Annotated in this window: 13 protein-coding genes; 7 read left to right on the top strand and 6 right to left on the bottom strand. The window is 64.3% G+C overall.

Annotation, left to right across the window (positions count from 1 at the left end; all coding sequences use genetic code 11):
- The first annotated feature begins 9 nt into the window (after positions 1 to 9).
- The 3 genes from AC07WT_RS20730 to AC07WT_RS20720 all read left to right on the top strand — a co-directional run bounded on the left by AC07WT_RS20730 (position 10) and on the right by AC07WT_RS20720 (position 4,107).
- Positions 10 to 2,256, top strand: coding sequence for a primosomal protein N' (locus AC07WT_RS20730; protein WP_494948295.1), 2,247 nt, complete (start codon positions 10 to 12; stop codon positions 2,254 to 2,256).
- Between the two features lie 184 nt (positions 2,257 to 2,440).
- Positions 2,441 to 3,862: a YeiH family protein gene (locus AC07WT_RS20725; protein WP_494948294.1), complete on the top strand. Its 1,422-nt coding sequence runs from the start codon at positions 2,441 to 2,443 to the stop codon at positions 3,860 to 3,862.
- Positions 3,862 to 4,107, top strand: a complete 246-nt coding sequence (locus AC07WT_RS20720) for a hypothetical protein (RefSeq protein WP_494948454.1) — start codon at positions 3,862 to 3,864, stop codon at positions 4,105 to 4,107. Before AC07WT_RS20725 ends, AC07WT_RS20720 begins: the two co-directional genes overlap by 1 nt.
- Before the next feature lie 101 nt (positions 4,108 to 4,208).
- Here AC07WT_RS20720 and AC07WT_RS20715 read toward each other — a convergent pair whose 3' ends face one another.
- On the bottom strand, positions 4,209 to 4,382 hold the full coding sequence (locus tag AC07WT_RS20715; protein WP_494948293.1) for a hypothetical protein: 174 nt from the start codon (positions 4,380 to 4,382) through the stop codon (positions 4,209 to 4,211).
- 315 nt (positions 4,383 to 4,697) lie between these two features.
- On the opposite strand from AC07WT_RS20715, the gene putA reads away from it, so the two are divergent.
- The 4 genes from putA (at position 4,698) to AC07WT_RS20695 (ending at position 11,125) form a co-directional block, all read left to right on the top strand.
- On the top strand, positions 4,698 to 8,627 hold the full coding sequence (gene putA / locus AC07WT_RS20710; RefSeq protein WP_492590805.1) for a trifunctional transcriptional regulator/proline dehydrogenase/L-glutamate gamma-semialdehyde dehydrogenase: 3,930 nt from the start codon (positions 4,698 to 4,700) through the stop codon (positions 8,625 to 8,627).
- A gap of 222 nt (positions 8,628 to 8,849) precedes the next feature.
- Positions 8,850 to 9,998, top strand: a complete 1,149-nt coding sequence (locus AC07WT_RS20705; RefSeq protein ID WP_492590806.1) for a branched-chain amino acid ABC transporter substrate-binding protein — start codon at positions 8,850 to 8,852, stop codon at positions 9,996 to 9,998.
- A gap of 225 nt (positions 9,999 to 10,223) precedes the next feature.
- Positions 10,224 to 10,496: a hypothetical protein gene (locus AC07WT_RS20700; protein WP_494948292.1), complete on the top strand. Its 273-nt coding sequence runs from the start codon at positions 10,224 to 10,226 to the stop codon at positions 10,494 to 10,496.
- An 8-nt stretch (positions 10,497 to 10,504) separates the two neighbouring features.
- Positions 10,505 to 11,125 carry a hypothetical protein gene (locus AC07WT_RS20695; protein ID WP_494948291.1) on the top strand — a complete coding sequence of 207 codons (621 nt, stop codon included), beginning with the start codon at positions 10,505 to 10,507 and terminating at the stop codon, positions 11,123 to 11,125.
- Between the two features lie 78 nt (positions 11,126 to 11,203).
- Here the strand turns inward: AC07WT_RS20695 and AC07WT_RS20690 are convergent, their stop codons facing one another.
- The 5 genes from AC07WT_RS20690 to gcvH all read right to left on the bottom strand — a co-directional run bounded on the left by AC07WT_RS20690 (position 11,204) and on the right by gcvH (position 19,197).
- A complete protein-coding gene (locus tag AC07WT_RS20690) occupies positions 11,204 to 12,928 on the bottom strand; it encodes a thiamine pyrophosphate-binding protein (RefSeq protein ID WP_494948290.1) in 1,725 nt (574 codons plus the stop codon).
- Positions 12,929 to 13,152: 224 nt separating this feature from the next.
- Entirely contained in the window at positions 13,153 to 14,541 is a 1,389-nt protein-coding gene (locus AC07WT_RS20685; RefSeq protein WP_494948289.1) for an L-serine ammonia-lyase, read from the bottom strand.
- A gap of 27 nt (positions 14,542 to 14,568) precedes the next feature.
- On the bottom strand, positions 14,569 to 15,699 hold the full coding sequence (locus AC07WT_RS20680; RefSeq protein ID WP_494948288.1) for an alginate lyase family protein: 1,131 nt from the start codon (positions 15,697 to 15,699) through the stop codon (positions 14,569 to 14,571).
- A 116-nt stretch (positions 15,700 to 15,815) separates the two neighbouring features.
- Complete coding sequence (gene gcvP / locus AC07WT_RS20675; protein WP_494948287.1) at positions 15,816 to 18,746, bottom strand: aminomethyl-transferring glycine dehydrogenase; 2,931 nt, start codon at positions 18,744 to 18,746, stop codon at positions 15,816 to 15,818.
- A gap of 70 nt (positions 18,747 to 18,816) precedes the next feature.
- The gene (gene gcvH, locus AC07WT_RS20670) at positions 18,817 to 19,197 is read right to left on the bottom strand and encodes a glycine cleavage system protein GcvH (protein ID WP_492590811.1); all 381 of its coding nucleotides are present in this window, start codon (positions 19,195 to 19,197) and stop codon (positions 18,817 to 18,819) included.
- Positions 19,198 to 19,250 lie beyond the last annotated feature (53 nt).

Below are 19,250 nucleotides of genomic sequence, written 5' to 3'. Positions count from 1 at the left end.
GACTGCCGCGTGAGTGCCGTATTCGTCCGCGTCGCGCTGGATCATCCGCTGCCGACCTTGTTCGACTACCGTTGCGGCACGCCCGAGCGCGTCGCTCCGGGCACGCTGGTGAGCGTGCCGTTCGGCAAGCGTCACGTGGTGGGCCTTGTCTGCGAAGTGACCGCTCACAGTGACGTCCCCGCCGAACGCCTGCGCGCGGTCGACCATGTTTGCAGCGCGTGCCCGCCGGTGTCGGCGGAATGGCTGGCTCTAGCAGCCTTTGCGGCCGACTACTATCAACGCGGGCTTGGGGAAGTGGCGCTGCCCGCTTTGCCGCAAGCCTTGCGCGACGCGTCGCGCTGGACGCGTCTGTTCGCACCGGAAGAGCGTTACCGGCTCACTGCCGCGGGCCGCGATGCATTGCCGGAGGCATTGCCTGTCCGCGCCAGCGCGCTGAGAAAGCTTGCGCAGGCGCTCGCCGAGGCCGACTTCTTATTGGCCGCCGATGCCCGCGCGCTCCACCCCAAAGCGATCCTGACCCTCGACGCGTGGCTGGCCGAAGGCTGGGTCGCGCTGGACATCGTCGAAGCCGCCGCGGTGCTTGCCGCGCCGACGTCGCCGGATGCGCCGCCGCCCTCGCTGCCCACGCTGACCGACGAGCAGGCGGCCGCCGTCGAAGCGATTCGCGACGCGAACGGTTTCGCGCCGTTCCTGCTGCACGGCGTGACCGGCAGCGGCAAGACCGAGGTTTATCTGCGCGCGCTCGCCAAAATCCTCGCGGCGAAGCCCGACGCGCAGGCGCTGGTGCTCGTTCCTGAAATCAATCTGACGCCGCAGTTCGAAGCGGCCTTCCGGGCGCGCTTTGCCGCGTTGGACGGCACGTCGATCGTCACGCTGCACAGCGGTCTCGCGGAAGGCGAGCGGGCCCGCAACTGGTTCGCCGCGCACACCGGGCGCGCCCGCATCGTGCTCGGCACGCGCCTCGCGGTGCTCGCTTCGCTGCCGAAGCTCGCGATCATCGTGGTCGATGAGGAACACGATCCGGCCTACAAGCAGCAGGAAGGGCTGCGCTATTCGGCGCGCGATCTGGCGATCTACCGCGCCAAGCAACTCGGCGTGCCGGTGGTGCTCGGCTCGGCCACGCCGTCGCTGGAAAGCTGGTGGCAGGCCGACCAGGGGCGCTATACGCGTCTTACGCTGTCGCGCCGTGCGGTCGCCGCGGCCGTGCTGCCGACCGTCAAGCTGATCGATCTGGAAGAAGAACGGCGGCGGGGACGGGCATCGGTGGAAGGTTTGTCGGGACCGCTGATCGCCGCGCTGAAAAGCCGGCTCGAGCGCGGCGAGCAAAGCCTCGTGTTTCTCAACCGCCGCGGCTACGCGCCGCAGCTCGCCTGCGACGCCTGCGGCTGGGTCGCCGGTTGTCCACGTTGCAGCGCGTATGTCGTCTTGCACAAACCCGAGCGCGCGCTGCGCTGCCACCACTGCGGCTGGGAATCGCGCATTCCGCGCTCGTGCCCGGACTGCGGCAACGTCGACATCGCGCCGATGGGGCGCGGCACGCAACGCGTCGAAGAAACGCTGGCAAGCGCGGTGCCCGGCGCCCGCGTGCTGCGTATCGACGCCGACAGCACGCGCCGCAAGGGCAGCGCGCAGGCGCTGTTCTCCGATGTGCACGCGGGCGAAGTGGATATCCTCGTCGGCACGCAGATGATCGCGAAAGGGCACGACTTCCAGCGAGTGTCGCTGGTCGGCGTGCTCAACGCCGACACCGCCTTGTTCTCGCACGACTTCCGCGCGAGCGAGCGCCTCTTCGCGCAACTGATGCAGGTGAGTGGCCGGGCCGGCCGCGCCGGCTTGCCGGGTGACGTGCTGGTGCAGACCCGCTATCCGCGCCATGCGCTGTATCACGCACTGGCCCGGCACGACTACGTCGGCTTTGCCAATTCGACACTGGCCGAGCGCCGCGACGCGCACTTGCCGCCGTTCGTCTATCAGGCGCTGCTGCGCGCCGAAGGGCGCACGCTCGAAGCCGCGCTCGCCTTCTTGCAGCAGGCGGCGGCTGCGTTGACGGAGATTCCGGCGGCCGAACGCGTGACCGCCTACGACGCCGTTCCGCTCACCATCGTCAAGGTGATGCACGTGCATCGCGCGCAGTTGCTGATCGAAAGCGCCTCGCGCGCAGCCTTGCAGGCGACGCTGCGCGCATGGCAACCGATGCTGCGCAACCTCAAGGGCGTGCTGCGCTGGAATCTCGAAGTCGACCCGCTCGACATCTGACGCTGACCCGCGCCCCGCTTCGGCGTTACTCCTGTTACTCCTTTAAGTCATATCCATAGAGCGATTGGTCGTTTCGTTTTGCTATCTCGCTCGCCTATATTTCGCAAAATCGGCGCAAGTTTCACAACAATCCCAGAATCCGCGCGTCGCGTCGATGCATCTCAACTTCCCCGGGCGCATTGGGATGAGCGATACCAACCACACTCTTCCGACCGGCGCCGCGCCCAGCGGGCAGCAAAGCACGCGTGGCGGGGGTCTCTTTTCCACTGAAGACTGGTGGGCCGTGTGGATCGGCCTGTTAGTCATCGTCGTAGCCTGGTCGCTGTTCGCGTCGGGCAGCAGCATCAAGTGGCTGGCGGTGGCGCCGGCCAAATGGTCGAGCGTCGGCCAGACTGCGCAGGACGTCGGCAAGCATCTGCCGAACTACGTTGCGTTGTTCATCGTGTTCGCGCTGCTGTTCGGCGTGAGCCTCGCCGCGCTGAAACAGCGTATCGGATCTTTTCTCGGCTCGTTCCTGATCCTGTTCATCGCGTCGGCATTGATCTTTACGCTCGGCGCCTGGATCAACGCGTCGAAGTACAACCTCGAGCCGCCGCTGGTGGCGCTGGCGCTCGGCTTGCTGATTTCGAACGTGTTCACGCTGCCCGAGTGGTTTTCGGCGGGCTTGCGCGTCGAGTTTTATATCAAGGTCGGCATCGTGCTGCTCGGCGCGACGCTGCCGTTCACGCTGCTGGTGTGGGCCGGTCCGGTCGCGGTCGCGCAGGCGAGCATCGTGTCGCTCGTCACCTTCTTCGTGATTTTCTTTGCCAGCAAGGCATTCGGCCTCGACCGGCGCTTCGCCGCCGTGCTCGGCGTGGGCGGCGCGGTGTGCGGCGTGTCGGCGGCGATAGCGATTGCCGGGGCGGTGCGGGCCAAGCGCGAGCAGGCGTCGGTGGCGATTACGCTGGTGGTGCTGTGGGCGATCGTGATGATCTTCGTGCTGCCGTTCGCGTCGCGTTCGCTGGGACTATCGACGGCGGTCGCCGGCGCGTGGATCGGCACCTCCGAATTCGCCGACGCCGCCGGCATTGCCGCCGCGCAAGCCTACGGCGACTTCGGGAAGCACGCTGGCGGCGCGATTGCCGGCGCGCCGGAAGCGTCGTTGCAGGCGTTCACGCTGATGAAGGTGGTCGGCCGCGATATCTGGATCGGCATCTGGGCGTTCGTGCTGGCGATCGTCGCGACCACACGTTGGGAGTCGCAGGACAGCGGCGTTAAGACTGGGGCCAACGCCGGTGAAATCTGGGCGCGCTTTCCGAAGTTCGTGATCGGCTTCGTGATCGCGTCGGCGCTCGTGACGTGGATCGCCAGCCACTATTCGCTCGCCGACTACCGCAAAGTCGTCACGCCGGAATTCGTTGCGCCGATTACCGCGCTGCGCACGTGGGCGTTCACGTTCTGTTTCCTGAGCATCGGACTGACCACGCGCCTGCGCTCGCTGACCGCCACCGGGCTGAAGCCGTTTCTCGCCTTCACAGCGGGCGTGGCGGTCAATATCGCCATCGGCTACGTGCTGTCCGCGCACGTGTTCGCACCGTACTGGAGTAGCCTGGGGCAGGGCTCGTGATGAGCGTGACGGTGCGCATCGCCAGCACCGCGGACGCACGCGATGAAGCGTGCGGGCCGTGCTGCGCAAGCTGCCGGTACCGCGCCGACGATCGGCATTCACTGGAGCAGCGCATTCCGGGCCTCGTCGTGTTCAGTTCTGGTTTTGGCGCGAGCGTGGCGGACAGCCGGCTATGCCGTCTGCACGACCAGTTCGTTTCCCCCGGCGACGCGTGCGCGCGGTTCGAGCCGATCGCACGGCACTGACGCGCGCGCCTGCCTGGCCGCCTGGCTAAATCGGGCGGCGCATTTCCCATCGGAAACTGGCGCTTCTACTTCTTCGACCGGAAGTCGCCGGATCCGGCAGTTCAGTCCCGCACAGCCGCCCGCGTATCGCCAGCCGACGCTCGCAATGCCTGCCGGCGGGTGCGTTCTTCCTCGGACGCGAGTTTGTCCGGGCCGCCCGTCGCACCGCGGATGAACAGCACCGCGCAAGTTGCGCACATGGCCCAGATGCCCAATATCACTACCCACTTTTCCATTTCGCCTGTCCTCTAAAACCCCGTAGCGTTTTTATGTGCGTGCCCTGCGGCCGCGACCATCCATGTTCTGTATAACGGCGCGCCGCGCGATTGGATGAGGGTAAAGACGAAAAAGAATCACGCCAGGGAAAGTACTGAGCGCAACCGGTGTCGCCCGGCCCGGCGCGATCTGACGCAAACCCCCGCTATACAAGGCCTTCACGGAGGTGCAACCATGCGCTGCGCATGGTTGCACCTTTTTATTGGGAGGCGTACGATTCGGCGAACTTTTAGTCTTTCGCCAGCTTACGTTGACTGGTATCCGAAGAAGGAAACATGGCTAGCACCACCCTTGGCGTCAAGGTCGATGACCTCCTGCGTTCCCGGCTGAAAGATGCCGCCACTCGCCTCGAACGCACTCCGCACTGGCTGATCAAGCAGGCGATCTTCGCGTACCTCGAAAAGATCGAGCACGGCCAATTGCCGCCTGAACTGTCGGGCGCGACGGGCTCGGCCGATCTGGCCGATGGCGCCGCCGTCGAAAGCGAGGAATACGGTGCGGCGCACCCGTTCCTCGAATTCGCGCAGAACGTGCAACCGCAATCGGTGCTGCGCGCGGCGATCACCGCCGCGTATCGCCGGCCCGAGCCGGAATGCGTGCCGTTCCTGCTGGGCCAGGCGCGTTTGCCGGCGAACCTTGCGGGCGACGTCCAGACGATGGCCGGCAAGCTGGTCGAAACCCTGCGCACCAAGAGCAAGGGTGGCGGCGTCGAAGGGCTGATCCACGAGTTTTCGCTGTCGAGCCAGGAAGGCGTTGCGCTGATGTGCCTCGCCGAAGCGCTGCTGCGCATTCCCGACCGCGCCACGCGTGATGCGCTGATCCGCGACAAGATCAGCAAGGGCGACTGGAAGTCGCACGTCGGCCAGGCGCCGTCGCTGTTCGTCAATGCCGCGACCTGGGGCTTGATGATCACCGGCAAGCTGGTGACGACCAATAGCGAAACCAGCCTGTCGTCGGCATTGACGCGCCTGATCGGCAAGGGCGGCGAGCCGCTGATCCGTAAGGGCGTCGACATGGCGATGCGTCTGATGGGCGAGCAGTTCGTCACCGGCGAGAACATCTCCGAGGCGCTGGCCAACAGCCGCAAGTACGAAGCGCGCGGCTTCCGCTATTCGTACGACATGCTCGGCGAAGCGGCCACCACCGAAGCCGACGCACAGCGCTACTACGCGTCGTACGAACAGGCGATCCACGCGATCGGCAAGGCTGCCGGCGGCCGCGGCATCTACGAAGGCCCGGGCATCTCGATCAAGCTGTCCGCGCTGCACGCGCGCTATTCGCGCTCGCAGCAGGAACGCGCGATGAGCGAACTGCTGCCGCGCGTGCGATCGCTGGCGATCCTCGCGCGCCGCTACGACATCGGCCTGAACATCGACGCCGAAGAAGCCGACCGCCTCGAAATCTCGCTCGATCTGCTCGAAGCGCTGTGCTTCGATCCGGAGCTGGCCGGCTGGAACGGCATTGGCTTCGTGGTGCAGGCGTATCAGAAGCGCTGCCCGTTCGTGATCGATTACATCGTCGACCTCGCGCGCCGCAGCCGTCACCGGATCATGGTGCGCCTCGTGAAGGGCGCGTACTGGGACACCGAAATCAAGCGCGCGCAAGTGGACGGCCTCGAAGGCTATCCGGTCTACACGCGCAAGATCTACACGGACGTGTCGTACCTCGCCTGCGCGAAGAAACTGCTCGGCGCGCCCGATGCGGTCTATCCGCAGTTCGCGACGCACAACGCACACACGCTGTCGGCGATCTATCACCTCGCGGGCAACAATTATTACCCCGGCCAGTACGAGTTTCAGTGCCTGCACGGCATGGGTGAGCCGCTGTACGAAGAAGTCACCGGCCGCGACAAGCTGAACCGTCCGTGCCGCGTGTATGCGCCGGTCGGCACGCATGAAACGCTGCTCGCCTACCTCGTGCGCCGTCTGCTGGAAAACGGCGCGAACACGTCGTTTGTGAACCGCATCGCCGATGAAAGCGTCGCGATCAAGGACCTGATCGCCGACCCGGTCGACGAAGCGTCGAAGATCGTGCCGCTCGGCGCGCCGCACGCGAAGATTCCGCTGCCGCGCAATCTGTACGGCGCCGAGCGCCTCAATTCGATGGGCCTCGATCTGTCGAACGAACATCGTCTGGCGTCGCTGTCGTCGGCGCTGCTGGCGAGCGCGCATCATCCGTGGCGCGCTGCGCCGATGCTCGAAGACAACGAAATTGCCATCGGCGCCGCCCGCGACGTGCGCAATCCGGCCGACCACCGCGATCTGGTCGGCACGGTGGTCGAGGCCACGGCGGAACACGTGAGCGCTGCCCTGGCGCATGCCGTGGCCGCCGCGCCGATCTGGCAGGCCACGCCGGTCGATGCGCGCGCCGATTGTCTCGCGCGTGCCGCCGACCTGCTCGAAGCGCAGATGCACACGCTGATGGGTCTGGTGGTGCGTGAAGCCGGCAAGTCGCTGCCGAACGCGGTGTCGGAAATCCGCGAGGCGATCGACTTCCTGCGCTATTACTCGACGCAGATCCGCAACGAGTTCTCCAACGACACGCACCGCCCGCTCGGTCCGGTCGTGTGTATCAGCCCGTGGAATTTCCCGCTGGCGATTTTCATGGGCCAGGTGGCGGCCGCACTCGCAGCAGGTAACACCGTGCTCGCGAAGCCGGCCGAACAAACGCCGCTGATCGCCGCGCAAGCCGTGCGCATCCTGCGCGAAGCTGGCGTGCCGGCCGGCGCGGTGCAACTGCTGCCGGGCGACGGCGAAACCGTCGGCGCGGCGCTGGTGGCCGATCCGCGCACCCGCGCGGTGATGTTCACCGGTTCGACCGAAGTCGCGCGTCTGATCAACAAGACCTTGTCGGGCCGCCTCGATCCGGACGGCAAGCCGATTCCGCTGATCGCCGAAACCGGTGGCCAGAACGCGATGATCGTCGACTCGTCGGCGCTAGCTGAACAGGTGGTCGCGGACGTGCTGCAATCGTCGTTCGATTCGGCCGGTCAGCGGTGTTCCGCGCTGCGCGTTCTCTGTCTGCAAGACGATGTCGCGGACCGCACGCTGGAAATGCTGACCGGCGCGATGCGCGAGCTGGCAGTGGGCAATCCGGATCGTTTGTCGATCGACGTCGGTCCGGTGATCGATCTCGACGCGAAGCGCGGCATCGACGCGCATATCGCGGCGATGCGCGAGAAGGGCCGCAAGGTCGAGCAACTGCCGGTGCCGGAAGGCTGCACACCAGGCACCTTCGTGCCGCCGACGCTGATCGAACTCGACAGCATCGACGAGTTGAAGCGCGAAGTGTTCGGCCCGGTGCTGCACGTGGTGCGTTACCGCCGCAGCCAGCTGGACAAGCTGCTCGAACAGATCCGTGCGACCGGCTACGGCCTCACGCTCGGCATCCACACGCGGATCGATGAAACGATCGCTCACGTGATCAGCCGCGCGCATGTCGGCAACATCTACGTGAACCGCAACGTGATCGGCGCGGTGGTGGGTGTTCAGCCGTTCGGCGGCGAGGGGCTGTCGGGCACGGGTCCGAAGGCGGGCGGCGCGCTGTATCTGCAACGTCTGCTGGCTACGCGCCCGGCGGGTTTGCCGAAATCGTTGGCGCAGGCGCTGGTCGTGGATGTACCGCAAGCTGCTGAAAACAGCGACAATCCGTCCGCCGCGCTGACCGCGTTGCGCGACTGGCTGATCGCCGAACAGCAGCCCGTGCTGGCCGCACGCTGCGACGGTTATCTGTCGCATGTGCCGGCAGGCGCAACTGCGGTATTGTCGGGGCCCACTGGCGAGCGCAACACTTACACGCTGGGTGCGCGCGGCACGGTGCTCTGTATCGCGTCGACCGCGAGCGGCGCGCGCGCGCAGCTCGCGGCAGCGCTGGCTACGGGAAATCGAGCGTTGTTCGAAGGCGCGGCCGGGGAACAATTGGTGTCTCAACTGCCCGCCGCGCTGAAGTCTCACGCAAGCGTGAAGAAGAGCGCCGATACGCCTTTCGATGCGGTGCTGTTCGAAGGCGATAGCGACGAACTGCTGGCGCTGGTGAAGGAGGTCGCGAAGCGTCCGGGGCCGATCGTCTCGGTGCAAGGCGTCGCGGCGCGCGCGCTGGAAAGCGGCGACGAGGATTACGCGCTCGAGCGTCTGTTGACGGAACGCTCGGTCAGCGTGAATACGGCAGCAGCAGGCGGTAATGCGAATTTGATGACGATCGGTTGAGCGAACCTCACCGGTCCCTTCAAGAAAATGCAGGGCCGCTCCCAAATTTTCCGCTCCGCAGGAAGTCCCCCGCCCCGAAGGAAGTCCCCTTGGGGGATTGGGGGATTGCCCCCTCGGGGGGCCTGGCGCGAAGCGACAGGTTTGGGGGCGCTCAGTATTAAAACGGAAGCGGTACGGCGACCCCGAAACCGCTCCATCCACACCTGGTACCAAGGAGAAGCTATGCAACACAAGATGAAACAGCTGGCAGGCGCAGCGCTGGTTGCAGCGATGTCGCTGGCGGGGACGGCCAACGCTCAATCGACGGAAGACGTGAAGATCGGTTTTGCCGGTCCGATGACGGGCGCGCAGGCGCATTACGGCAAGGACTTCCAGAACGGCATCACGCTGGCGGTGGAAGACATGAACGCCACCAAGCCGGTGATCGGCGGCAAGCAGGTTCGCTTCGTGCTGGATTCGGCCGACGACCAGGCTGACCCGCGCACCGGCACGACCGTTGCACAAAAGCTGGTGGATGACGGCATCAAGGGCATGCTCGGCCACTTCAACTCGGGCACCACGATTCCGGCTTCGCGCATCTACGCAAACGCGGGCATTCCCGAAATCGCGATGGCGACGGCGCCGGAATACACGCAACAAGGCTTCAAGACCACGTTCCGCATGATGACGTCCGACACGCAGCAAGGTTCGGTCGCCGGCACGTTCGCGGTGAAGACCCTGGGCATGAAGAAGATCGTGATCGTCGACGACCGCACGGCTTACGGCCAGGGTCTGGCTGATCAGTTCGAGAAGGCGGCGAAGGCAGCAGGCGGCACGATCATCGATCGCGAATACACGAACGACAAGGCCGTCGACTTCAAGTCGATCCTGACCAAGCTGAAGTCGGTCAACCCGGATCTGGTGTACTACGGCGGCGCGGATTCGCAAGCGGCACCGATGGTCAAGCAAATGAAGACGCTCGGTATCAAGGCGCCGCTGATGGGTGGCGAAATGGTCCACACGCCGACCTTCCTGAAGATCGCCGGCGACGCCGCGAACGGCACGGTGGCGTCGCTCGCCGGCCTGCCGCTGGAAGAAATGCCGGGCGGCAAGGACTACGTCGCGAAGTACAAGACGCGTTTCAACGAGGACGTGCAAACGTACTCGCCGTACGCGTACGACGGCGCAATGGCGATGTTCGCCGCGATGAAGAAGGCGAACTCGACCGATCCGGCCAAGTACCTGCCGATGCTCGCGAAGACTTCGATGCCGGCAGTGACGTCGGCCAACCTCGCATATGACGCGAAGGGCGACCTGAAGAACGGCGGCATCACGCTGTACAAGGTTGTCGACGGCAAGTGGACGACGCTGCAAAGCGTGGGCGGGAAGTAAGCTGTTTTTAGCTGTTTGCCTGAACGTAGAAAACCCCGCTTCGGCGGGGTTTTTTATGGGCTCGTGTTTGGGGTTCGCCTGTGGACACCCATGTAGTTAGCCTTCTCCCGAAAAAAAATTCATCGACAATTCCTTCGGGCGGCGCGAGATCACGATCGCGTGTTTTATACGAGACCTATCGTATAATAGGGGGTGCGGTTGTCGATACCGAGCAAGTACAGGCAAGTGAAGCGGGCGGTTATTGCCGCGCTCAGATCTGGGAGGTTCCAGCATGAGGCGCGCTCCGGCATTAACGTCAAAAACCTTCTGTCGACGGGGCAAGTTACCGCCGAATTCGTGGAGGTTCTCATTGCCAGAAGCGATGGCACGCAATACAGCGCGTCGCCTCACCATAGTGTCGCGTCGATCGATGTTCATATCATCGAGTCAGGCGGTTGGTACGTGAAGTTTTACTTCGTGGGCGATCCCGACACCATGTTTATCAGCGTGCACCAGTGAGCGAAGCCATGAAGATGAAACTGTATGAGGACGGTGAGAAAAGCAAGGCGATCTGTCACCGCTGCAAGCAGCTTGTGAGCACAAGCTTTGCGCGGCGCGATGTGCCTTTCAGCGACGGTAAAGGTGAGGTCAAGAACGTCCTCGCGGCAGTGTGCGATGTGTGCGGCGAAGTGGCCGCGGTTCCGGCGCAATCCACGCCAGCCATCAGGGAAGCACGGCGGAAGGAAGTCAGACCGATCGAGGCGCAACTGCCGGCCATTTATCTGGATATTCTCGACCTGGCCGCTTATATCGTCGATAGCGCAAGTTCGACTGAATTCCGCAAGGTTCTGATGATCCTTTACCTGCATCGGTTTGCTTCCGGCGAATTTCCACGGGCCAGGCTGATCAAGGCACATCGCTCGGCGTCGGAGCGCTTCAAGGAGCGCCGCGGTACGGCGCGCCGGCGGCTTTCCATGAAAGTGACGCCACGCATCGCTGAAGATCTGAAGACATTGATGCATGACACGACATTGAGCCAGACGGAAGTCATCAAGTCGGTGATCTATCAAATCCATGCCGACGTCGTTGAGTCCCGCAAACCTGAACTGATGAGAGAACTCGGGGCGTTGTCCGTCGTTTACGCCTAACTACCGCGCGTTCGTCACGCAAAAAAAGCCCCGCGCTTTCGGTTGCGGGGCATTTTCTTTGATGCACGGCGCGGGCGGTTACGCCGACTCTCCCCGCAGCTTGCGCCCCTGCTCCCGAATCTGCTCCAGCGTCGCGCCTGGCGTGCTCGCCTCTTGCAGCATGCGAATCTCGATCACCGCCGCACGCTTCGCCTCAATCGCGCGCTGCAACGCCGGCAGAAAATCTTCGGTGCGCTCCACCGTTTCGCCGTGCGCGCCGAACGACCGCGCGAACGCCGCGAAGTCCGGATTCGTGAGGCCGGTACCGTGCACGCGATTCGGATAGTGCCGTTCCTGATGCATCCGGATCGTGCCGAAGTGGCTGTTGTTCACGACGATAAAAATCACATGCAGGTCGTATTGCATCGCTGTCGCCAGTTCCTGCGCGGACATCATGAAGCAGCCGTCGCCGGCTAACGCGACCACTGCGCGTTGCGGATAGAGCGACTTCGCCGCAATCGCCGCCGGCACGCCGTAGCCCATCGCGCCGCTGGTCGGCGCGAGTTGCGAGCGGAAACGCCGATACGAGAAGTGCCGATGCAGCCATGTCGCGTAATTGCCGGCACCGTTGGTGACGATCGCGTCTTCGGGCAGATGCGCGCGCAATTGCTGGATGACTTCGCCCATTTGCACGTCGCCTGGAATCTGACGCGGCTTGCGCCAGTCGAGATACGCGCTATGGGCCTCTTGCGCCGTGCCGGACCATGCGGGCGTGCCGGAAGACGGCTTTAACCCGGCAAGCAGCGCGGTCAGCTCCGGCATGCCGGAGACGATCGGCAGATCCGCCGCGTACACACGCCCGAGTTCCTCCGCGCCCTGATGCACGTGAACCAGCGTTTGTCTGGTCTTCGGGATATCGAGCAGCGTGTAGCCGTTCGTGGTTGCTTCGCCCAAGCGAGGACCCAGTGTGAGCAACAGATCCGCATCGCGGATGCGTTGCGCAAGCGCCGGATTGATGCCGAGGCCGACGTCGCCGGCGTAGTTCGGATGTTCGTTGTCGAGCGTGTCCTGGAAGCGGAACGCGAGGCCGATCGGCAGTTGCCAGTTCTCGACGAAGCGTTGCAGGTCCGCGCACGCTGCCGGCGTCCAACCGCTGCCACCGGCGATCACCATTGGCCTTTGCGCACCTTCCAGCAGTTGCCGCAACTGTTCGATCTGCGCCGCGGACGGCGATGCCGCGACACGCTTGTAGGCTGGTGCGCCGGCAACGACAGCGCATGCATCGCTCAACACGTCTTCCGGCAACGACAATACGACCGGTCCCGGACGTCCCGAGGTCGCCGTGTGAAACGCATGACTCAGATATTCGGGAATGCGTCTGGGGTCGTCGATTTGCGCGACCCACTTGGCCATTTGACCGAACATGCGCCGGTAGTCGATTTCCTGAAAGGCTTCGCGATCCAGATGCTCGCGCGCGCATTGACCGATCAGCAGAATCATCGGCGTCGAATCCTGGAATGCGGTGTGCACGCCGATCGACGCATGCGTCGCGCCCGGTCCGCGCGTGACGAGCGCAACGCCCGGACGGCCGGTCAGTTTTCCGACTGCTTCAGCCATGTTTGCAGCCGCTGCTTCGTGCCGGCAGACGATGGTCTGGATACGATCGGTTTCGTCGTGCAGCGAATCGAGGACGGCGAGAAAGCTTTCGCCGGGCACACAAAAGACACGTTCGACACCGTGCGTCAGCAAGGCGTCGACGACGAGACGCGCACCGGTGGTTTGGGCGGTGGGAGAACCGGAAACGGGCGTATTCGGCAGCGACATTGCGATGAAGCCTCCAGACATTGCGTGAGTGCGGTCGGATGGTGCCGCATCGGCCGGAACCCAGCCGATGAGCGCTCGCACAGCTTACGCCGACAGCGCGTCGGGTGTCACGGCGCAGCGCAACTGTCATCCGTATGCATCACATGAGATGCACCAACAAAAACGCGGGCTGAAGCCCGCGTCGTCTGTCACTTGCGATCACGCACAACCACGCACAACCGCTCTCAACACTCGACGATATTCACCGCCAAGCCGCCGCGCGACGTTTCCTTGTACTTCGTCTTCATATCCGCGCCGGTCTCGCGCATCGTCTTGATCACCGAATCGAGCGACACGTAGTGGCTGCCGTCGCCGCGCAACGCCATCCGCGCCGCATTGACTGCCTTCACCGACGCCATCGCATTGCGCTCGATGCACGGAATCTGCACCATCCCGCCGACCGGATCGCACGTCAGCCCGAGGTTGTGTTCCATACCGATTTCAGCCGCGTTCTCGACCTGCTGCGGCGTGCCGCCCATTACCGCGGCGAGCGCGCCGGCAGCCATCGAACAGGCGACGCCCACTTCGCCCTGGCAGCCCACTTCCGCGCCCGAAATCGACGCGTTCAGCTTGTACAGAATGCCGATCGCCGCCGCCGTCATGAGAAAGTCGATCACGCCTTGCTCGTTCGAGCCCGGCATGAAGCGCGTGTAGTAATGCAGCACGGCCGGAATGATGCCGGCCGCGCCGTTGGTCGGCGCGGTGACCACGCGCCCGCCCGCAGCGTTTTCTTCGTTGACGGCGATTGCGTACAGGTTGATCCAGTCGACCATCGACAGCGGATCGCGCAGCGCCAGTTCCGGATTGCCCGACAGCGCGCGATACAGCTGCGGCGCGCGGCGTTTCACCTGGAACGGGCCGGGCAAATTGCCGTCAGCATCGGGATTGTTGATGCCGCAACCGCGCGCCACGCACGACTGCATCACGTCCCAGATCTTCAGCAAGCCTGCGCGCGTCTCTTCTTCGGTGTGCCACACGCGCTCGTTTTCCCACATCAGCTGCGCGATGCTCTTGCCGGTCGATTGGCACAGCGCGAGCAACTCGTTGCCGCTGCGGAACGAGTGCGGCAATTGATCGACGGCGCTCAGCACCTTCGTGTTCGGCGCGCCGGCCGTCACCACAAAGCCGCCGCCCACCGACAGATAGGTGGACTCGCGCAACGTCTCCCCTTGCGCGTCGAACGCGCGCAGCTTCAGGCCGTTCGGGTGCTCGGGCAGTGCCTGCCGATAAAACGAAATGTGATCTTTTTGCACGAACGGCACGTCGTGCGTGCCGAGCAAAGCCAGCTTGCGCGATACCCGTACCGCTTCGAGCCGCTGCACGATCGTGTCGGGGTCGACGGTGTCAGGCGCATCGCCCATCAGCCCGAGCATCACGCCGCGATCCGTGCCGTGGCCCTTGCCCGTTGCGCCGAGCGAACCATACAGATCCACCTTCACCGATGCCGTCGCGTCCAGCAGCCCGTCGCGTTCGAGCCCTTGAGCGAACATCAGCGCCGCGCGCATCGGCCCCACCGTATGCGAACTGGACGGACCAATGCCGATTTTGAAGAGGTCGAATACGCTGACCGCCATGACTGCTCCCTGCTGATAAAAGTGAGTTTAGCGCGCCGGCAGCGGTAAGCACACGGCGAGCCACGCGGGCGGCGTCGGCGCGAGCTGCAGCGCGATCGGCGTATAGCGTCCATCGAGACGCGCCGCCAGGTGAAACAGTTCCGTCGCGTTCTTCGGGTCCCATTGACCCGAATAGCCGGGCAAGCCGGCCTCGCGACGTTTGGCATCGAACGCGACGTTCGAATGCACGAATTCTTCATGCGTCTTGCTGCCATCCGCATACGGCGCAAGCCAGTTGAGCGCGCCCTCCAGCGATGCGCCGTTCGTGCCCTTCTCCGGCAACCAGTTGCGGTTGTGGCGGCGCGCGGCGAGCGCGGCGGTCACGAGCGGTTGCAGGTCATAGGTGACGTAATGCAGTGCGTCGCGTTCGCCGAAATCCACGGTCGAGCCGTCCGGCGCGATGTTGTCGCCGATATGCTCGTCAAACAGGCGCTGTGCCGCATTGATCATCTTGCGGTTATCGAGCGTGAACGCGGCCATCGCAACCAGCTTGATTCGATGACTCTGCCAGTTGTTGCGATACGTGCCCTTGAGCGGGCGCGGCTGCGCGTCGATCTGCGCGATGTAGCCGCTGGCGAGCTTCGTCAGAAACGCCATCGACGCGTTGCGGGTTTTCACTGGCAACGCGCTCGCGGTCATGTCGTACGCGAGGATCAGGCCCTCAAAATGGGTTTCGTCGATGGGATTGAAGTTCGGCTGGTAAGTCGTGACCCACGCAAACAGCAAACGGTCGACCAGCTTCAGATAACGATCGTCGCTGGTCGCGCGCCATGCCAACGCGGCGTCGCGCAGCAGGGGGAGATCTTTCTCCGCCTCGACACTCTGATCGTAGATGCCCTCGTGCGGCAGCGTGCCTTCGGTATGCAGTGTCGCGAGCGCTCGCGACGGGTCGTTCAGATGCGCCTGCACATTGCTCACCAGGGCTTTGACGCCGGGATCGGCGTTGGTCCGCTCGCTGGTTTGCAGCGCGGGCGCCGCACAAAAATTCATCGCGGCTTGCGCCTGCCGCAGCGGCAGCAGCACGGCCGCGCCAGCCAACAATAGCGCGCACGTCTGCTGCCACGTCTGGGCTCGCCTTATTTCGGTCCGGCTTTGCATCAATCGCACCTTTCGCGCCATGCGAAACTCCTCGTTGGGCTGATTCGGTGTGTGATGTTAGCCGTTTGCGGGCACGAACGACAGAACCGCGCAGCGCCCGCTTACAACCTGCGGGCAATGCGCGGTCATGGCGGCGATTACTCGTAGTCGGCGACCGGCACGCAGGAACAGAACAGATTGCGGTCGCCGTACACGTTGTCCGCACGGCCGACGGGCGGCCAGTACTTCTTCGCGATCAGAGTGGGCAGCGGATAGGCTGCGGTTTCGCGCGCATACGCATGCTTCCATTCATTCGCGATGACTACCGCTGCCGTATGCGGCGCATGCTTGAGCGGATTGTCTTCGCGGTCCGAGCGGCCTTCTTCGACCGCGCGGATTTCCTCGCGGATCGCGATCATCGCTTCGATGAAACGGTCGAGTTCTTCCTTCGATTCCGATTCGGTCGGCTCGACCATCAGCGTGCCCGGCACCGGAAAGCTCATGGTCGGCGCGTGGAAGCCGTAGTCGGCGAGGCGCTTGGCGACGTCGTCGACGGTAATGCCGCTCGTCTCCTTGAGCGGGCGCAGATCGAGAATGCACTCGTGCGCGACTAGTCCGCCCGGGCCCGAATACAGCACCGGATAATGCGGCGCGAGTTTGTTCGCGACATAGTTCGCGTTGAGGATCGCGGTTTCGGTGGCAGCGGTGAGGTTCTTCGCGCCCATCATCGCGATGTACATCCACGAAATCGGCAGGATCGAAGCGGAGCCGTACGGTGCGCCCGATACCGCGCCAATGCCGTTCGGCGTGCGTTCGTAGCCCGACGAAATCTGGTTCGGCAGGAATTGTGCGAGATGCGCGCCGACTGCGACCGGACCGACACCCGGTCCGCCGCCGCCGTGCGGAATGCAGAACGTCTTGTGCAGGTTCAGATGCGACACGTCGCCGCCGAACTGGCCCGGCGCGCACAGGCCGACCATTGCGTTCATGTTCGCGCCGTCCACATAGACCTGCCCGCCGTGCGCATGCACGATCTCGCAGATTTCGCGGACGTTCTGCTCGAACACGCCGTGCGTCGACGGATACGTGATCATGATCGCCGCGAGCTTCCCGGCGTGTTGCGCGGCTTTCTTCCGCAGGTCTTCGATATCGACGTTGCCTTGCGCGTCGCACGCGACCACGACCACCTGCATGCCGGCCATTTGCGCCGACGCCGGGTTCGTGCCGTGCGCCGAAGCGGGGATCAGGCAGACGTTGCGGTGCCTTTCGCCGCGCGACGCGTGGTACGCGTGAATGATCAGAAGGCCCGCATATTCGCCTTGCGAGCCGGCGTTCGGTTGCAGCGACACGGCCGCGTAGCCGGTAGCCGCGACCAGCATCTGTTCGAGCTGATCGATCATTTCGCGGTAGCCGACCGTTTGCTCAGCCGGAGCAAACGGGTGAATCTGACCGAATTCGGGCCACGTGACCGGCAGCATTTCCGAGGTCGCGTTCAGCTTCATCGTGCACGAGCCGAGCGGGATCATCGAGCGATCGAGCGCGAGGTCCTTGTCCGACAGGCTGCGCAGATAACGCAGCATTTCCGTTTCCGAATGGTGGCGGTTGAACACGTGGTGCGTGAGATAGGCGCTGGTGCGCTCGAGCGCTGCCGGCACCGTGCTCTGTGCGGGGAGTTCTGCGTCGAGGGCATCGATTTGCGGGACTTCGTCGACAAAGGCTGCTTGCGCGAACGCGGCGAGCAGGTCGGCTAGATCGCTGCGCTTGGTGGTTTCGTCGATCGAGATACCCACGCGCGTGTCGCTCACGCGGCGCAGATTGATGCGCCTGGCCGTCGCCGCGTCATGCAGCGCCTGGGTGCGCGCGCCGGTTTCGAACGTGAGCGTGTCGAAGAACGTCTCATTGACGAGCGTGTAGCCGAGCTTTTTCGCGCCGGCTGCGAGCAGCGCCGCGATGCGATTCACGCGCAGCGCGATCGTCTTGAGGCCTTGCGGGCCGTGATAGACCGCGTACATGCTCGCCATGATCGCGAGCAGCGCCTGCGCGGTGCAGACGTTCGAGGTCGCTTTCTCGCGGCGGATATGCTGTTCGCGCGTTTGCAGCGCGAGACGCAGCGCCGGATTGCCTTGCGCGTCGACGGTCACGCCGACGAGACGCCCCGGCATCTGACGCTTGAATTCGTCGCGCACGGCGAGGTACGCCGCATGCGGGCCGCCGAAACCGACCGGCACGCCGAAACGCTGCGTATTGCCGACGGCCACGTCCGCGCCCCATTCGCCCGGCGGCGTAAGCACGGTGAGCGCGAGCAGATCGGCGGCGACCACCACATGGCCGCCCGCGGCGTGGATCGCTTCGGTCAGCGCGCGGTAGTCGCGCACGTCGCCGTTCACGCCCGGGTATTGCAGCAGCACGCCGAACGCGTTGGCGTTCGCGGCGTCCGCGGCCGGGCCCACTTTCACTTCGATGCCGGCCGGCGTCGCGCGGGTCTTCACCACTTCGATGGTTTGCGGCAGCACGTCGTCGGCCACAAAGAACACGTTCGACTTCGGCTTGCCGATGCGTTGCAGCAGCGTCATCGCTTCGGCGGCGGCGGTGGCTTCGTCGAGCAGCGATGCGTTCGAGATCGCCAGACCCGTCAGGTCGACGATCATCTGCTGGAAGTTCAGCAGCGCTTCCAGACGGCCCTGCGAGATTTCCGGCTGGTACGGCGTGTACGCGGTGTACCACGCCGGATTTTCCAGCACGTTACGCAAGATCACCGTCGGCGTGTGCGCGTTGTAATAGCCCTGCCCGATGTACGAGCGGAACACCTGGTTCTTGTCCGCCAGTTCACGCAACGCGGCGAGTGCTTCGGCCTCGCTCTTCGGCTGCGCGAAGGGGCCGAGCGGCAGCGTTTCGCTGCGGCGGATCGTCTTCGGGATCACGGCGTCGATCAGCGCGGCGCGCGATGCGAAGCCCAAGGCTTCGAGCATCGCATGCTGGTCGGCCGAATCCGGGCCGATGTGCCGTTCGGCGAAGGCGTCATGCACTTCGAGCGCGGCGAGCGAGAGAGGAGTGCGGTTCATCAGACGATCCGGGTGTTCGAGCTTCATGGGTGTCCCTGGCGGTGCGGCGCGCCATGCTGACGGAGGCCGCACCTGACGGTTTAAACGAGTAGGTGGATCAGGCGCCGATCGACTTCGAGTACGCGTCGGCGTCGAGCAAACCATCTTGCGTGGCGCCGTCGGCCGGCTTGATCTTGAAGAGCCAGCTTTCGTACGGCGCACTGTTGACCGAATCAGGCGTGTCGGCCACGGTCGTGTTCGCTTCGATGATTTCGCCCGAGACCGGGGCGTAGATATCGGAAGCGGCTTTCACCGATTCGATCACGGCGACGGTGTCGCCTGCCGTAACGGTCTTGCCCAATTCCTGGACTTCGAAGAAGACGATGTCGCCGAGCGCTTCCTGCGCGTGGTCGGTAATGCCGACCGTCAGCGTGCCGTCCGCCTCGGTGCGGACCCATTCGTGCGATTCGGTGTATTTCAGATCGGCCGGGATGCTCATCGGATGCTCCTATGCGGTGTAATTCGGTAGGTATTTAATAAAAGGGCTCCCAA

Source organism: Paraburkholderia sp. GW821-FHT02A12, from assembly GCF_059422005.1.
Note: the sequence above shows the minus strand (reverse complement) of the source record. Positions and strands in the feature narration are given on the sequence as shown.

Bases quoted from the DNA above. Each gene is read 5' to 3' on its own strand.
- AC07WT_RS20685 (WP_494948289.1), bottom strand. From the start codon at position 14,541: ATGGCGGTCAGCGTATTCGACCTCTTCAAAATCGGCATTGGTCCGTCC.
- gcvH (WP_492590811.1), bottom strand. From the start codon at position 19,197: ATGAGCATCCCGGCCGATCTGAAATACACCGAATCGCACGAATGGGTC.
- AC07WT_RS20695 (WP_494948291.1), top strand. From the start codon at position 10,505: ATGAAGATGAAACTGTATGAGGACGGTGAGAAAAGCAAGGCGATCTGT.
- AC07WT_RS20680 (WP_494948288.1), bottom strand. From the start codon at position 15,699: ATGGCGCGAAAGGTGCGATTGATGCAAAGCCGGACCGAAATAAGGCGA.
- putA (WP_492590805.1), top strand. From the start codon at position 4,698: ATGGCTAGCACCACCCTTGGCGTCAAGGTCGATGACCTCCTGCGTTCC.
- gcvP (WP_494948287.1), bottom strand. From the start codon at position 18,746: ATGAAGCTCGAACACCCGGATCGTCTGATGAACCGCACTCCTCTCTCG.
- AC07WT_RS20720 (WP_494948454.1), top strand. From the start codon at position 3,862: ATGAGCGTGACGGTGCGCATCGCCAGCACCGCGGACGCACGCGATGAA.
- AC07WT_RS20715 (WP_494948293.1), bottom strand. From the start codon at position 4,382: ATGGAAAAGTGGGTAGTGATATTGGGCATCTGGGCCATGTGCGCAACT.
- AC07WT_RS20705 (WP_492590806.1), top strand. From the start codon at position 8,850: ATGCAACACAAGATGAAACAGCTGGCAGGCGCAGCGCTGGTTGCAGCG.
- AC07WT_RS20725 (WP_494948294.1), top strand. From the start codon at position 2,441: ATGAGCGATACCAACCACACTCTTCCGACCGGCGCCGCGCCCAGCGGG.
- AC07WT_RS20690 (WP_494948290.1), bottom strand. From the start codon at position 12,928: ATGTCGCTGCCGAATACGCCCGTTTCCGGTTCTCCCACCGCCCAAACC.